Raw genomic sequence first — 14,676 nt, forward strand, 5'->3', positions numbered from 1 at the left:
CATGACTACCAATTCCGAATCACGCGTCGCGCTCGTCACCGGCGGCGCCAAGGGCATCGGCGCGGAGGTGTGCGCCCGCCTGGCGGCCCTCGGCCACCACGTCCTCGTGGCCGACCTCGATGTCGATGCGGCGACGGCGACGGCGCGCGAACTCAGCGCTGCCGGCGGCCGGGCCAGTGCGCTGCGGCTGGACGTCGGCAAGCCCGAGGCCATCGCCACTGCGTTCGAGCAGGTCGAGCGCGAGCACGGGCGCTGCGACATCCTCGTCAACTCTGCCGGCATCGCGAAGGTCTTCCCCTTCATCGACTTCCCGCTCGACAACTTCGTCGCGACGATGAACGTCAACGTGACCGGCACGCTGCTGTGCGCGCAGGCGGCGGCACGTCTGATGGTGAAGCAGGGCTGGGGCCGTATTGTCAACATCGCCTCTGTCGCTGGTATGCGCGCCGTGGGCAGCGGGCGCACGGCCTACGGCACGTCCAAGGGTGCCGTCATCGCGCTGACGCGGCAGATGGCCGTGGAACTGGCCGAGCACGGCATCACCGCCAATGCGGTGGCACCGGGTCCCGTCGACACGCCAATGACGCAGGTGCTGCATACCGCGCAGTTCCGGGCCGAGTACTCGAAGGCGATCCCGATGAACCGGTACGGCACCTGCGGCGAAATCGCTTCGGCCGTGGTGTACCTGGTGTCGGAAGACGCGCGCTACGTGACGGGCATCGCGATGCCAGTCGATGGCGGCTTCCTCGCGTCGGGCGCACGCGGCTTGTGAGTGGTCTGGTAACACCTCCGAGGACACCATGCGCCGCCTTCGCCACGCCAAGATCGTCGCCACGCTCGGCCCCGCGAGCTCCGACCTCGCCACCATCCGCGCCCTGTTCGACGCCGGCGCTGACGTCTTCCGCCTGAACTTCAGCCACGGTACCCACGCCCAGCACCAGGAACGGCTGGAACTCATCCGCCGCGTCGAGCTCGAGACCGGCCGGCCGATCGGCGTGCTGCTCGACCTGCAAGGGCCGAAGCTGCGCGTCGGCACCTTCGCCGCCGGTCCGATCCGCCTGGGGGCGGGCGCCGCGTTCCGCCTCGACCTCGATCCCGCGCCGGGCGATGAGCGGCGCGTGAGCTTGCCGCATCCGGAGATCTTCGCCGCGCTGAAACCGGACACCGACCTGCTGATCGACGACGGCAAGATCCGCCTGCGCGTCGAGGCCTGCGGAACCGACTTCGCGGCCACGCGCGTCATCGCCGGTGGCGCCCTGTCGGAACGCAAGGGGGTCAACGTGCCCGACGTGCTGCTCCCGATCTCGGCGTTGACTGATAAGGACCGGCGCGATCTCGACTTCGGGTTGACGCTCGGCGTCGACTGGGTCGCGCTGTCGTTCGTGCAGCGCCCGGAGGACATGCAGGAACTGCGCGAGATCGTGCAGGGCCGCGCGGGCGTGATGGCCAAGCTCGAGAAGCCCGCCGCGATCGAGTCGCTGGCCGCCGTCGTCGCGCTGTGCGACGCCGTGATGGTTGCGCGCGGCGACCTCGGCGTGGAACTGCCGGCGGAGCAGGTGCCGCGCATCCAGAAACGCATCGTGCGCGAATGCCGGCGCGCCGGCAAGCCGGTGATTGTCGCCACGCAGATGCTCGAATCGATGACCCAGTCGCCCGTGCCAACGCGTGCTGAGGCGTCGGACGTGGCCACTGCCGTCTACGACGGCGCAGACGCGGTGATGCTGTCGGCCGAATCGGCCTCCGGCCACTACCCGATCGAGGCGGTGGCGACGATGGACCGCATCATCACGGAGGTCGAGCGCGACCCGCACTACCGCGACGTGCTCGATGCCTCGCTGGACGCCCGCGACCCGACGGTCGCCGACGCCATTTGCGCGTCATTGCGGCAGGTGGCGGCATTGCTGCCGGTGGTAGCGATGGTGACCTACACGCGCTCGGGCTGGACCAGCCTGCGGGCGGCGCGCGAGCGACCGAAGGCGCCGGTGCTGAGCCTCACGCCGAATCGCGACATCGCGCGCCGCCTGGCGCTCGCCTGGGGCGTGCACACCGTCCACCTGAACGGCGACGTGAAGAACGTCGACGAGATGGTCTCGACAGGACGCAGCACGACGCAGGCCGAAGGCTACGGACGCGCGGGCGACGCGATCGTCATCGCGGCCGGCATGCCCTTCGGCAAGGCGGGAACCACCAACCTGCTTCACGTCGCACAACTCTAGGCAAGAGACGCTGGCAGCCATCGCCTTGGCCGAACATTCGGGCTACTCAGCGGTGGTGTCGCACCGTTCGGGCGAGACGGAGGACGTGACCATCGCCGACCTGGCGGTAGCCACGAGCGCGACGCAAATCAAGCGCGCGAAAACAGAGGCCTCATCTAGTCACCATCGGCGAAGTTGTCGAACAACAGCCCGCGCAGCCACTGGTTGCCCGGATCGCGATGCGCCTTCGCGTGCCAGAACAGGTTGATCGCGATTTGCGGCAGCGCCACCGGATGTGGGCGCCAGACCAGTCCGAACGGCTCGGCGATGCTCTGTGCGAGTCGTTCGGGCACGGTCGCGATCATCTTGCTCGATCGCAGGATGTGGCCGATGGCCACGAAGTGCGGCACCTTGAGCCGAATGCGCCGCTGGATGCCCTGTGCCGCCATCACGTCGTCTGCCTTGCCGTGGCCGGTGCCGGCAGCCAGCACCTGCACGTGGTCGGCCGCGCTGAAGTCCTTGAGCGAAACGCTGCGCTTGTGCGCGAGCGGATGCGCGTTCGAGAACAGGCACACGTACCGCTGCAGGAACAGCCGGCGCTGGAACACGCCCGCTTTCAGCTGCGGCAGCAGGCCGATGGCGATGTCGACGTGGCCGGCCTCCAACTCGTCGCGCAGGTTGGTCGCGGTGTTGTTGCGCAGCGTGCTGATCGTCACGCCCGGCGCCGCCACCGACAGCGCCTCCATCAGCCTCGGCGTGAAGTAGATCTCGCCGATGTCTGTCATGGCGAGCGTGAATCCGCGCGTGCTCGTGGCGGGGTCGAACACCACCTGCTGGTTGAGCGCGGTGTGCAGCGCGCCCATGGCGTAGGCCACCGGCTCGGCCAACTGCAGCGCGAAGGGTGTGGGCTCCATGCCGCGCGCGGTTCGCAGGAACAGTTCGTCGCCCAGCAGCTTGCGCAGCCGCGCCAACGCATTACTGATGGCTGGCTGCGAAAGCCCGAGTGATTCAGCCACGGCCGACACGCGCTTTTCGGCCAGCATGCGGTCGAACACCAGCAGCAGGTTGAGGTCGATGTCCTTGAGTTGCATGGTGCACCTTTATTCAGCACAGTGATGCAGATGATTCACCAAATTCTATTGGTCAATCGATAGGGGCCGAGCATCATCGGTCCCGGAGACAAGCCGGATCCACACCGGCGCAAGAGAACCCCACGATGGACCTTCACATTCACCCCCTTGCCCGCACCCTCGAGGTTCGCCCCGGCGCGAACCTGCTCGAAGTGCTGCGGGAACACCATGTGCCGGTGTCGTACAGCTGCATGTCGGGACGCTGCGGCACCTGCCGCTGCAAAGTAGTGTCGGGCCAGCTGCTTGACGGCGGCCAGGACGCGATCCGACCGGACGGGCAGGGCGAGCGCTACGTGCTGGCCTGCCAGAGCACGCTGACCGAAAGCTGCGCCATCGAGATTCCGGAGCCCGACGAAGTGGTGGTGCATCCGGCGCGCATCCTGAAGGCGACGGTCACCGGCATCGACGTGCTCACGCACGACATCCGCCGCCTGCGCCTCAAGCCGAACAAGCCGCTGGAGTTTTCCCCGGGGCAGTATGCGCAGCTGCAGTTCGCGCCTGATCTGGCGCGGCCGTATTCCATGGCCGGACTGAGCCGCGACGCCGAGCTTGAATTCCACGTGCGCAGGGTGCCCGGCGGGCGGGTCACGGCGCACATCTTCGAGCAGCTGCGCGTTGGCGATTCGGTGCGCGTGAGCGGGCCGCTGGGTACCGCCTACCTGCGCACCAAACACCGCGGGCCCATGCTCTGCGCGGCGGGCGGCACGGGGCTGGCGCCCATCCTCTCGATCGTGCGCGGCGCCGTAGCGACCGGGCTGACACAGCCTGTCCACCTCTACCTGGGCGTGCGCTCCGATGCCGACGTCTACGGCCTGGGCGAGCTGCGCGAACTGCAGGCGCAGCATCCGGGGCTGAATGTGCACGTGGTGGTCGTCACCGGCCCCGCGAGGAACAACCAGCGCGTGGGCCTCATCACCGATGCCATCCGCGCCGACTGGCCGGGCAACCTCGATGGCTGGCGCGCCTACCTGTGCGGCTCGCCGCCGATGGTCGAGGCCGTGACCCAGCTGGTGCGTGGCCGCGGCCTCGCGACCGAGCAGATCCACGCCGATGCCTTCTACCTGCAAGGCATCTGAAGCAAGAAACCACGAGAAAAAAGGAGACCCGCGATGACCACGCAAACCGTGTTCCCTATCGAATTGAAATGGGAAAGCGAAAAGAGCAGTCGCATTCCCTTCATGGCCTATACCGACGAGGCGCTGCACAAGAAGGAACTGCAGCGCTTCTTCTACGAAAAGCACTGGTGCTACGTCGGTCTGGAAGCCGAGATTCCGAACCCCGGCGATTTCAAGCGCACTGCCATCGGCGAGCGTTCGGTCGTCATGTCGCGCGACGAAGAGGGCGTGATCCACGTCTTCGAGAACGTCTGCGCGCATCGCGGCATGCAGTTCTGCCGCGAGCGCCATGGCAACCGCAAGGAGTTCGTCTGCCCCTACCACCAGTGGAACTACACGCTCAAGGGCGACCTGCAGGGCGTGCCATTCCGCCGCGGCGTGAAGCAGGACGGCAAGGTCAACGGCGGCATGCCGGCCGACTTCAAGACCGAGGAGCACGGCCTGACCAGGCTCAAGGTGGCCTCGCGCGGCGGCGTGGTGTTCGCATCGTTCGACCACGGCATCGAGTCGCTCGAGGACTTTCTCGGGCCCGACATCCTGCATTACTTCGACCGCCTGTTCGATGGCCGCAAGCTCACCATCCTCGGCTACAGCCGTCAGCGCATTCCAGGCAACTGGAAGCTGATGCAGGAGAACATCAAGGACCCGTACCACCCGGGCCTGCTGCACACCTGGTTCGTGACCTTCGGGCTCTGGCGCGCCGACAACAGGTCGGAACTGAAGATGGACGCGCACGGCCGCCACGCCGCGATGATCTCCACGCGCGGCACCGGCGGCAAGGCGGCCCAGGTCACGCAGGTGTCGAGCTTCAAGGAGAGCATGCAGCTGAAGGACCCGCGCTTTCTCGACATCGTGCCCGAGCCCTGGTGGGGCGGGCCGACCGCGGTGATGATGACGCTGTTCCCCAGCCTGATCCTCCAGCAGCAGGTCAACAGCGTCTCGACCCGGCACATCCAGCCCGTGGGACACGAGGCCTTCGATTTCGTCTGGACGCATTTCGGCTTCGAGGACGACACAGAGGAGATGACGCAACGGCGACTGCGCCAGGCCAACCTGTTCGGCCCCGCGGGTTTCGTCTCGGCCGATGACGGTGAAGTCATCGAGTTCTCGCAGGAAGGCTTCGAGCAGAAGCCCTTCCATCGCACGCTGGCCGAACTCGGCGGGCGCGAGGTGGAGAACACCGACCACATGGTGACGGAGACACTGATTCGCGGCATGTACCGCTACTGGCGCGAGGTGATGGAAGCATGAAGAACCTCGACGCCAACGCCTACCTGGAGCTCTCGCGCCTCTATGCGGCCTATGCCCATGCGGTCGATTCCGGTCACTGGGACCTGTGGCCCGCGTTCTTCACGGAGCAATGCAGCTACCGCCTTCAGCCGCGTGAAAACCACGAGCGCAATCTGCCCCTGGCCACGCTCTCGTTCGAGAGCCGGGCCATGCTGGAAGACCGGGTCTACGGCATCAAGGAGACGCTGTTCCACGATCCGTACTACCAGCGCCACGTCGTTGGCCTGCCACTGGTGCACAAGGTCGACGAAGACGGCACGATCCACAGCGAGGCCAACTACGCGGTGTTCCGCACCAAGCTCGACGGGCCTTCGACGGTGTTCAACGTCGGCCGCTACATCGACACCGTGGTGTCCACACCTGAAGGCCTGAAGTTCGCGTCGCGCCTGTGCGTGTTCGACAGCGAAATGATCCCGAACTCCATCATCTATCCCATCTGAAAGCGACCATGAGCACCATGACCTGGGTCGACGCCGCGGCCGTCGACGACATTCCCTCCGACGACGTGGTGGGCATCGAGGTGCAGGGGCGCGACATCGCCCTCTACGGCACCGAGGACGGCATCCACGCCACCGACAACATCTGCACGCACGGCCATGCGCGGCTGTGTGATGGTTTTCTCGAGGGCCACGAAATCGAATGCCCGCTGCACCAGGGGCGCTTCGATGTGCGCACGGGCAAGGCGATGTGCGCGCCGCTCACCGAAGACCTGCGCAGCTACCCGGTGAAGATCGAGGGCGGGCGGGTGTTTCTTGCGTTCGAGGGCTGATCTGTTCTGCCGCTGATCTGCAGTCTCTGTATCTGTTGCGCGGTGAGAGGGCTGGCGACAATGAACCTCCCTTTCACGGAAGCGCCATGACAGCAGAAAAGACCCGGGACCAGATCGCCGACCAGATTGCCGCGGAGCTGGGCCACAGCTTCGACGGCGAGATCATTGCCGGCGGCCACTACGTGCCGCTCGTGCGCGACGGCCGCACGGTCTACCTCAGCGGCCAGGTGCCGCGCGTGGGCACCACGGTGGTGGTCACCGGCCGCGTCGGCGACACAGTGTCGCTCGACAAGGCCCGCGAAGGCGCGCAGATCTGCACGCTGCGCAGCCTGGCGCTGCTGCGCAGGGCCTTCGGTTCGCTCGATGCCATCGAGAAGGTCTTGCGCGTGGGCGTGTTCGTGCAATGCACGGCCGACTTCACGCTGCAGAGCGAAGTGGCCGATGCCGCTTCCGACCTCTTGCACCGTGTGTTCGGCGAGGCCGGCGTGCACGTGCGCACGGCGGTCGGCGTGTATGCACTGCCGAAGAATGCGACGGTCGAAGTCGAGATGACGGTCGCCGCCAAGCAGTACATCGGCTAGCGCGACGGCAGGCCGATGAGGTCGCGTGCCAGTTGGGCGATGGTCAGCGGCGCGCAGCCTTCTGCGTTGTTGCTCACGGTGACGAAAGCGTTCTGGCCCGCGCGCGTGGTTCCCGCGATCACCTTGGCCAGCGCCGCGCGCGTCTCGGGATCGGGATCGACGATCTTGTCGAAGGGGCCGTAGAGCTTTTCTGCGTCCTCGTAGCCGAAGCGGCCATGGCGGCGGTGCAGGTTCCAGCGGCACACCAGCGGACCGGGCCACAGCGCACGCAGCATCGGCAACTGCTCCTCGATGGGGGGCATCTTGGCGTGCAGGCCCATGCAGAAGGTGGCACGCACGCTGCGCAGCATCTCGGCGAAGGCGGGGTTCAGCAGCTGCGGGTCGCGCACTTCGACGGCGATCACCGCATCGGGCGCGACCGATGCGAGGTCGGGCAGCGAGTCGAGCATCTCGGCGATGCGCGCCAGCAGCGTGGGCTGGTCGGCCAGCAGGTGGCCGGGAATCGGGCTCAGCTGGAACACCAGCGCGCCGATGCGATGGCCCAGCCCTTCGAGCGCGGGCAGCACGAACTCCTGCCGCGCGATCTCGGCGCTGAGGAACACGGGGTTGGCCTGCATGCCGCGGCCGCTTTCGTCGCGCACGGTGGCGTCGGTCACGAGGCTCGGCGCCTTCACCACGAAGCGGAAGTCGTCCGGCACCATTGCCGCGTAGCGTGCGTACTGGCTGGCGGTGAGGGCGCGGTAGAAATTGCGGTCCAGGCTCACGGTGCGAAACAGCGGGTGCTTCGCCAGCGCGGAGAGGCCGTTCTTCGACAGCACGGTCTCGGCATATTCGCCATCCCAAACCAGGTTGGCCCAGCCCGGATAGCTCCACGACGAGGTGCCGAGCCGCAGCTTGGGCGGCAGCGCAGCGGCCAGCTCGACCAGTGCCGGATCGGTGGGGGCGGGCTCGACCGTGCCGGTGCGCGATTTCTTCTTCGCGGGCGGTTCGGCTTCCGCCTTGGCGGGCGCCGGCGCGGCCGCTGACGCCTCTTCAGGGCGCGGAAGATCGGGAAAAAGAGAGTCCTGTACGTCAGCCATGTCTGGGCCCGCATTCTCGGCCAACCCCGGACAGGCTCGCCGCGCCGGGCACAATCCGCGCCATGAAACAGTGGTTGCGCACGCAGGGTGGTTGGTGGCTGGCATGGCTGGTGCTCACCGCCGCTGGCGCGGTGTGGCTCGCGCGCGCCGAACTGGCGCAGGTGCACCAGGACTTCGAGACCGATGTGCGCATCGCGCACCGGCTCATGAGCCAGCAGATGGTGCAGTACGACGCCGTGCTGGCCACGCTCGCGCTGCTGGAGCCCAGCACCGGCGCGGACCATCCGGAGCAGCGCCTGCCTTCGGTGTATTCGTCCATCCTGCGCGTGCAGCGGCGCGACCGCGACGAGCCCTGGGCAGACGGCGCGCAGGCCGGCGCACTGGCCGCGGCCGAGGCGCGTTCGCGTAGCCTGCAGCGCCCCGAACTGGCCGCGCTCGACCTGGCTCATGGCCGCTATGTGCTCGTCATCGGCGCCACGCCGTTCAGCTACGCACTCGACATCGACCTGGCCGGCTCCGTGCCGTGGCGCGACTGGCCGATGAACCCGCAGCGCAGCCCCGTGAGGGTGAGCCTGCAGCGCGACGGGCAGCAACTCGTGCTGCAACCCGGTGCACCGGCCACGAACGGATGGCGTTTCGGGCTGACCAAGGCGCTGGCCTCGCCGAGCCAGCCCTTCGAGCTCGTGGCCGAGCGGCAGGTGGGATGGGGCGAGCTGCCGTGGCGCGGCATCGCTGGCTGGGCCGTGGCCGCGGCTGCGCTGCTGGTGGGCCTGTGGGCCGCGCAGCGCCAGCGCGTGGCGCGGCGGCGGGCCGAAGAGCTGCTGCGGCTCGGGCAGGTCGCGCGGCTCAATGCGCTGGGCGAACTGTCTGCCGGGCTGGCGCACGAACTCAACCAGCCCCTCACGGCGGTGCTGGCCAACGTGCAGGCCGCGCGCCGTTTGCTCGGCGACGAGCCACCGGACCTGGCCACGGCGCGCGACGCGATGGGGCAGGCCGTCGAGCAGGCGCGCCGCGCGGCCAGCGTGGTGGGACGCCTGCGCCGCGTCATCGAGCGTCCAGAGGCCGCGGGCGACGCGAAGCCGCTGGTGCTGCAGGAGGTGGTGCGCAGCGCCATGCACCTGCTGGCGCCGGAGTTCGCGAAGCACACGATCAACGCGCAGTTCGACGCCGCCGCGCAGGCGCCGGTGCGCGTGCAGGCCGAGGCCGTGGCCCTCGAGCAGATCGTGCACAACCTGCTGATGAACGCGCTTCAGGCGCTCGAGCTCGTGCCGGCGGCCGAGCGGCGCCTCGTCGTCTCGGTCGGCCGCAATGGGCAGGAGGGCGTGCTGACCGTGACCGACAACGGACGCGGCATCGCCCCCGAGGCCCTGCCGCGCCTCTTCGAGCCCTTTTTCAGCACGCGCGAAGGCGGACTGGGCCTCGGCCTGAGCCTCAGCGAAACCCTGGCCAGCGGCATGGGCGGCAGCCTGAGCGCAGCCAACGCCTCGCCGCGCGGCGCGCGCTTCACTCTTTTGCTGCCGCTGGTCGCACCGTCCCCATGAACACGCCGAGCATCCATCCACCGCAATCTCCGCTGGTCCACCTGATCGACGACGACCAGGCGGTGCGCGACAGCCTGTCGCTGCTGATCGGTACGGTCGGCCTGCGCGTTCAGGCCTGGGCCGACCCGCAGGCCTTTATCGACGGGTTCGACCGCGCGAGTGTCGGCGCCATCGTGCTCGACGTGCGCATGCCCGGTATCAGTGGCCTGACGGTGCTCGACCGTCTGGTGGCGCAGGGCGTCGACCAGCCCGTGATCATGCTGACCGGCCACGGCACGGTCGAGATGTGCCGCCGCGCCTTCAAGGCCGGCGCGGCCGAGTTTCTCGAAAAGCCGGTGGACGACGAGCAATTGCTCGAAGCGCTGCAGCAGGCCGTGCGGCAGCACGTGCGCTCGCGCGAACGCTCGCAGGCGGACAACGCCGCGCGCGAGCGGGTGGCTCAGCTGTCGGAGCGCGAGCGCGAGGTGCTCGCCTTCATCGTGCAGGGGCTGACCAACAAGGAGATCGCGCGCACGCTCGCGCTGTCGCCGCGCACGGTCGAGACGCACCGCGCCAACCTGTTCGCCAAGCTCGGCTGCGATTCGCTCGCGCAATTGATCCGGCGCTACGCCGTGCTGGTGGACAGCGCTCCGTAGAACTACGGAGCACCGCGCGTAGCCGTACGAATGGCCGTTGCGCGCCGGGTTTTCTACAGTGGCGCAGCCGTCGGCAACAGCCGGCGCAACCACCCGCATCCACTGGAGAAAACGAACAATGCATTCCATCCTTCGCCTCGGCGGCCTCGCCGTTCTGCTTGCCGCTTCCGCGGTCCAGGCCCAGACGCCCGCACCCGCGGCTTCGGCCGTGCGCACCGAAAAGAACATCTCGCTCGCGCTGGCCAACCAGATCGCGGCCGAAGCCGTGGCCGCCTGCGCGGCCAACGGCTACAACGTGGCGGCCACCGTGGTCGACCGCGCCGGCACCGTGCGTGCCGTGCAGCGCGCCGACAACGCTGGCCCGCACACGCTGGCTTCGAGCGAGCGCAAGGCCTGGACCTCGGCCTCGGCCAAGAGCCCGACGCAGGCCATGATGGAAGGCGCGCAGAAGAACGCAGGTGCGGCCAATCTGGTCTATCTGCCGGGCTTCCTGCTGCTGGGCGGCGGCGTGCCGGTCAAGTCGGGCAATGAAGTGATCGGCGCGGTCGGTGTGGGCGGCGCACCCGGCGGCCATCTCGACGACCAGTGCGCCAACGCGGCGCTGGAAAAGGTCAAGGGCCTGCTCTGATGAAGGCGCGCGGCATCTGGCCGGGTGTGCTGGCGATCGCGCTCGGGTTGGGCGTGCCGATCAGCGCGCTCGCCCAGGTGCCGCCGCTGGCAGCGGAGGTGCTGGCCTACGAGGGACTGCACCAGGCTGCATGGCATGGCGACCTGCAGAAGCTGAAGGCGCTGGCCGCCGCGGGCGCCAACCTCGATGCGCGCGACACGCGCGGCCGCACGCCGCTGCATGTTGCCACGCATGCGCGGCAGCGCGAGGCGATCAAGCTGCTGGCCAAGGCCGGCGCCAACCTCGACCTGCTCGACGACGACCGCTACGACGCCGTCACCATCGCGTCGGTGGCCGATGACACGCCGACGCTTTCCCTGCTGCTGTCGCTCGGCGCCAAGGCCGGGCAGACCACGAGCCGCTACGACGGCACCGCGCTGATCGCGGCCGCGCACCTCGGGCACGACGAGGTGGTGCGGCGGCTGATCGCCGCGGGTGCGCCGCTCGACCACGTCAACAACCTGCACTGGACGGCCGTGATCGAATCCATCGTGCTCGGCGACGGCGGCCCGCGCCATCAGCGCACGCTGGCCGCGCTGATCGATGCCGGCGCCAGCCTCAAGCTGACCGACCGCCAGGGGAACACGCCGCTGCAGCTGGCCAAGGCGCGCGGCTACACCGCGATGGTGAAACTGCTGGAGGCGCCGCGTACAAGATAGGGGCGGCTCGGGGACAATCGGGCCTCGCCACGAGGAAAAACGCCCATGTACATGCCCCCGCAGTTCAATGCCAAGGACCCGGCCATCGCGCTGGAGCTGATGCGCTCGCACCCGTTCGCGAGCCTGATCTCGAACGACGACGACGGGTTGCCGTACGTCACGCACCTGCCGCTCGTGGCCGAGCCGCGCGGAGGCGACGAACTGGTGCTGCTGGGGCATTGCGCCAAGCCCAATCCTCACTGGCGCTACCTGCAGGCGCGCCCCAAGGCGGTCGTCACCTTCCTCGGTCCGCATTCGTACCTGTCACCTTCGGTGTACCCTGACCTGGCCCGCGTGCCGACCTGGAACTACCTGGCCGTGCACTGCACCGTCGAGGCCCGGCTGATCGAGGAGTCCGCGGACAAGGACGCGCTGCTCAAGAAACTCATCGGCGACCACGAGCCCGCCTATGCGCAGCAGTGGCGCGACCTGGGCGAGGAATTCCAGCTCAAGATGCTGGCCGGCATCACGGGCTTCGAGTTGCGCGTGACGGCGCTGCAATGCAAGGTCAAGCTCAACCAGCACCGCCGCGAGTCGCATGCCGCGATGCACGCGGTCTACAGCGCGGGCACGCCGGACGAGCAGGCGCTTGCCGTGTGGATGGGCCGGCTCGGCATGACGGCCGATGCGCCCGTGGCGCAGGAACGCTGAGATGCGCGGACTCGGACTCATCGGCCTCGTGCTGGCACTCGTGATCGCCGGGCTGGTTGCGAAGAAGCAGATGACGAGCATGGCTTCTTCTTCGCGGCCGGCCGTACCCGGCGTTGCTGCACCAGCAGGCGAAGCGCCTGTGAATGCGCAACAGGTGCAGCGGCAGGTCAAGGAAGCGCTCGACGCGGCGACCAAGGCGCGCCAGATGCCGGATGACAACTGAGGCCATTCCCGCGCCGATGCCGGGCGACGCGCACTGGATGGCGCTCGCGCTCGCCGAGGCGCAGCTTGCCGCCGAGGCAGGCGAAGTGCCCGTCGGCGCTGTGCTGGTCAAGGACGGCCAGCTGATCGCGACAGGCCGCAACACGCCGGTCGCACAGCACGATCCGAGCGCGCATGCCGAGATCAACGCGTTGCGCGCCGGTGCCGCAGCGCTCGGCAACTACCGGCTCGATGGCTGCGAGCTGTTCGTCACGCTGGAACCGTGCGCGATGTGCTCGGGGGCAATGCTGCATTCGCGGCTGGCGCGCGTCGTGTACGGCGCGACCGATCCCAAGACCGGTGCAGCCGGTTCGGTGCTCGATCTCTTCGCCGAACCTCGGCTGAACCATCGCACGCTGGTGCAGGGCGGGGTGCTGGCGCAGGAGTGCGCCGCGGTGCTGCAGGCCTTCTTCCAGCAGCGCCGGAGCGCCGCGCGCGCGCAGGCCGAACCCTTGCGCGACGACGCGCTGCGCACGCCGCAGGAACGCTTCGACGCGCTGGCCGGCTACGCCTTCGCGCCGCACTACGTGCAGGACCTGCCGAGCCAGCAGGGCTGGCGCATGCACTACGTCGATGAAGGCGGTGAAGGCGGTGAAGGCGAAGCAGCCTGCTGCCTGTGCCTGCACGGCCCGGGCGAATGGGGCTACTTCTTCCGGCAGCTCGTGGGCCTGCCCGGGCTGCGCACGCTCGTGCCCGACCTGATCGGTTTCGGCAAGAGCGACAAGCCCAAGCGCGAAGCGCCGCATCGCCTTGAATGGCACCGCGACGTGCTGCTCGAATGGCTGGATCGCATGCAGCCCGGCGCGATGGTGCTTGCGCACAGCGCGGCCGCGACCGACCTGGCCGCGCTGCTGCAGGCCGCGGCGCCCGGCCGTTTCGCGGCGATGCTGCTCGTGCCCGACGGCGGCGAGCAAATCGGGGGCGCATGGCGCGCACCTTTCCCCGATCGGGGCTACGAAGCCGCGCTGCGCGCGCTCGGCCCCATCGCCACGTCCTCGGGACCTGCGCCGGCGCAAGCTCGAACGTTCGTGCTGCAGGCGCGAAACGCAATGGGATACTCGAACACGTGAGCAAACACATCTATATCTATTCCCCCGCCAGCGCGGTCCGCGACAAGGCCGCGTTCCGGCGCGGCGTCAAGCGGCTCCAGGCGCTGGGCCATGAAGTCGAAATCGACGAGGCGGCACTCTCGGCGTACCAACGCTTCGCGGGCGACGACGCCACGCGGCTCGCCGCGATTTCGCGCGCCGCAGCAAGCGGTGCCGACGTCGCGCTCATCGCGCGCGGCGGCTACGGCCTCACGCGCATCCTGGATGCCATTCCCTACAAGGCCGTGGCCAAGGCGATCGGCAAGGGCACCGAGTTCGTCGGCTGCAGCGACTTCACCGCGCTGCAGAGCGCGCTGCTGGTCAAGACCGGCGCCGTGAGCTGGTCGGGCCCTGCGCTCGGCGAAGACTTCGGCGCCGAGGCCGGTCCTGACGACATCATGGAAGCCTGCTTCGACGACCTCGTGAGCGGGCAGGGCGAAGGCACCGGCTGGCGCATGCCGGCGCGCGATGCCGACCTGAAGTTCAAGCCGGTGCAGGACGCGGTGCTGTGGGGTGGCAACCTCTGCGTGCTGGCCAGCCTGCTTGGCACGCCATACTTTCCCGCGGTCGACAAGGGAGTGCTCTTCATCGAGGACACCAACGAGCATCCGTACCGCATCGAACGCATGCTCGACCAGTTGAAGATGGCCGGCGTGCTGGCGCGCCAGCGTGCCATCGTGTTCGGGCAGTTCACGGGTATCCGCAAGGTGCCGGGCTACGACCGCGGCTTTGGCCTGGACACGGTGATCGACCGGCTGCGCGCTTCGCTCAAGGTGCCGGTGCTGGCGGGCCTGCCGTTCGGCCACGTGCCCACGAAGGTGCTGCTGCCGGTGGGCGCGAAGGTGTCGATGGCGGCGCAAGGGCGCGACGTCTTCCTCGTCTGGGGCCACTTGCACGCGTCGGCGCACGGGCACCACCACGAACATGATCATCAACACGCCCATTGACCACGGGCAGGGAGAAGAAATCGAAAAAA

At 68.5% G+C, this 14,676-nt stretch carries 17 protein-coding genes and 1 pseudogene; 16 read left to right on the top strand and 2 right to left on the bottom strand.

Annotation, left to right across the window (positions count from 1 at the left end):
* Position 1 precedes the first annotated feature (1 nt).
* The 3 genes and pseudogenes from ACCD11_RS00745 to eno all read left to right on the top strand — a co-directional run.
* A complete protein-coding gene (locus ACCD11_RS00745) occupies positions 2–772 on the top strand; it encodes an SDR family NAD(P)-dependent oxidoreductase (RefSeq protein WP_413311722.1) in 771 nt (256 codons plus the stop codon).
* 28 nt (positions 773–800) lie between these two features.
* A complete protein-coding gene (pyk, locus tag ACCD11_RS00750; RefSeq protein WP_413311724.1) occupies positions 801–2,216 on the top strand; it encodes a pyruvate kinase in 1,416 nt (471 codons plus the stop codon).
* Positions 2,197–2,370 (top strand): annotated as a pseudogene (eno, locus tag ACCD11_RS00755) (phosphopyruvate hydratase); the annotation flags it as partial. The gene pyk and the pseudogene eno, both read left to right, overlap by 20 nt.
* A 1-nt stretch (position 2,371) precedes the next feature.
* Here eno and ACCD11_RS00760 read toward each other — a convergent pair.
* On the bottom strand, positions 2,372–3,286 hold the full coding sequence (locus tag ACCD11_RS00760; RefSeq protein WP_413311726.1) for a LysR family transcriptional regulator: 915 nt from the start codon (positions 3,284–3,286) through the stop codon (positions 2,372–2,374).
* Positions 3,287–3,411: 125 nt separating this feature from the next.
* On the opposite strand from ACCD11_RS00760, the gene ACCD11_RS00765 reads away from it, so the two are divergent.
* The 5 genes from ACCD11_RS00765 to ACCD11_RS00785 all read left to right on the top strand — a co-directional run bounded on the left by ACCD11_RS00765 (position 3,412) and on the right by ACCD11_RS00785 (position 7,080).
* On the top strand, positions 3,412–4,401 hold the full coding sequence (locus ACCD11_RS00765; RefSeq protein WP_413311728.1) for a 2Fe-2S iron-sulfur cluster-binding protein: 990 nt from the start codon (positions 3,412–3,414) through the stop codon (positions 4,399–4,401).
* A 33-nt stretch (positions 4,402–4,434) separates the two neighbouring features.
* Positions 4,435–5,691, top strand: coding sequence for an aromatic ring-hydroxylating dioxygenase subunit alpha (locus ACCD11_RS00770; RefSeq protein WP_413311730.1), 1,257 nt, complete (start codon positions 4,435–4,437; stop codon positions 5,689–5,691).
* A complete protein-coding gene (locus ACCD11_RS00775) occupies positions 5,688–6,170 on the top strand; it encodes an aromatic-ring-hydroxylating dioxygenase subunit beta (protein WP_413311732.1) in 483 nt (160 codons plus the stop codon). Before ACCD11_RS00770 ends, ACCD11_RS00775 begins: the two co-directional genes overlap by 4 nt.
* Positions 6,171–6,178: 8 nt before the next feature.
* Positions 6,179–6,499 carry a non-heme iron oxygenase ferredoxin subunit gene (locus ACCD11_RS00780; protein WP_007832227.1) on the top strand — a complete coding sequence of 107 codons (321 nt, stop codon included), beginning with the start codon at positions 6,179–6,181 and terminating at the stop codon, positions 6,497–6,499.
* A gap of 86 nt (positions 6,500–6,585) precedes the next feature.
* Positions 6,586–7,080, top strand: coding sequence for a RidA family protein (locus tag ACCD11_RS00785; protein WP_413311734.1), 495 nt, complete (start codon positions 6,586–6,588; stop codon positions 7,078–7,080).
* Here ACCD11_RS00785 and ACCD11_RS00790 read toward each other — a convergent pair.
* Positions 7,077–8,159 (bottom strand): DUF72 domain-containing protein, encoded by a 1,083-nt coding sequence (locus tag ACCD11_RS00790; protein ID WP_413311736.1) that lies wholly within the window; start codon positions 8,157–8,159, stop codon positions 7,077–7,079. The two genes, ACCD11_RS00785 and ACCD11_RS00790, sit on opposite strands and share 4 nt — an antisense overlap.
* A 62-nt stretch (positions 8,160–8,221) precedes the next feature.
* On the opposite strand from ACCD11_RS00790, the gene ACCD11_RS00795 reads away from it, so the two are divergent.
* The 8 genes from ACCD11_RS00795 to ACCD11_RS00830 all read left to right on the top strand — a co-directional run bounded on the left by ACCD11_RS00795 (position 8,222) and on the right by ACCD11_RS00830 (position 14,647).
* Positions 8,222–9,700: a sensor histidine kinase gene (locus ACCD11_RS00795; RefSeq protein ID WP_413311738.1), complete on the top strand. Its 1,479-nt coding sequence runs from the start codon at positions 8,222–8,224 to the stop codon at positions 9,698–9,700.
* Entirely contained in the window at positions 9,697–10,335 is a 639-nt protein-coding gene (locus tag ACCD11_RS00800; protein ID WP_007832222.1) for a response regulator transcription factor, read from the top strand. Before ACCD11_RS00795 ends, ACCD11_RS00800 begins: the two co-directional genes overlap by 4 nt.
* Positions 10,336–10,453: 118 nt before the next feature.
* A complete protein-coding gene (locus tag ACCD11_RS00805; RefSeq protein WP_007832221.1) occupies positions 10,454–10,963 on the top strand; it encodes a GlcG/HbpS family heme-binding protein in 510 nt (169 codons plus the stop codon).
* Positions 10,963–11,661, top strand: a complete 699-nt coding sequence (locus ACCD11_RS00810) for an ankyrin repeat domain-containing protein (RefSeq protein WP_007832220.1) — start codon at positions 10,963–10,965, stop codon at positions 11,659–11,661. The genes ACCD11_RS00805 and ACCD11_RS00810 overlap by 1 nt, the downstream gene beginning before the upstream one ends.
* A 45-nt stretch (positions 11,662–11,706) precedes the next feature.
* On the top strand, positions 11,707–12,351 hold the full coding sequence (locus ACCD11_RS00815) for an FMN-binding negative transcriptional regulator (protein WP_413311740.1): 645 nt from the start codon (positions 11,707–11,709) through the stop codon (positions 12,349–12,351).
* 1 nt (position 12,352) lies between these two features.
* The gene (locus ACCD11_RS00820) at positions 12,353–12,574 is read left to right on the top strand and encodes a hypothetical protein (RefSeq protein ID WP_413311741.1); all 222 of its coding nucleotides are present in this window, start codon (positions 12,353–12,355) and stop codon (positions 12,572–12,574) included.
* Positions 12,564–13,682, top strand: coding sequence for a tRNA adenosine(34) deaminase TadA (gene tadA / locus ACCD11_RS00825; protein WP_413311743.1), 1,119 nt, complete (start codon positions 12,564–12,566; stop codon positions 13,680–13,682). The genes ACCD11_RS00820 and tadA overlap by 11 nt, the downstream gene beginning before the upstream one ends.
* Positions 13,679–14,647, top strand: coding sequence for an LD-carboxypeptidase (locus tag ACCD11_RS00830; protein ID WP_007832216.1), 969 nt, complete (start codon positions 13,679–13,681; stop codon positions 14,645–14,647). The genes tadA and ACCD11_RS00830 overlap by 4 nt, the downstream gene beginning before the upstream one ends.
* The last annotated feature ends 29 nt before the right edge of the window (positions 14,648–14,676 follow it).

Source organism: Variovorax sp. Varisp36 (genome assembly GCF_047304235.1).
GTDB lineage: Bacteria > Pseudomonadota > Gammaproteobacteria > Burkholderiales > Burkholderiaceae_C > Variovorax.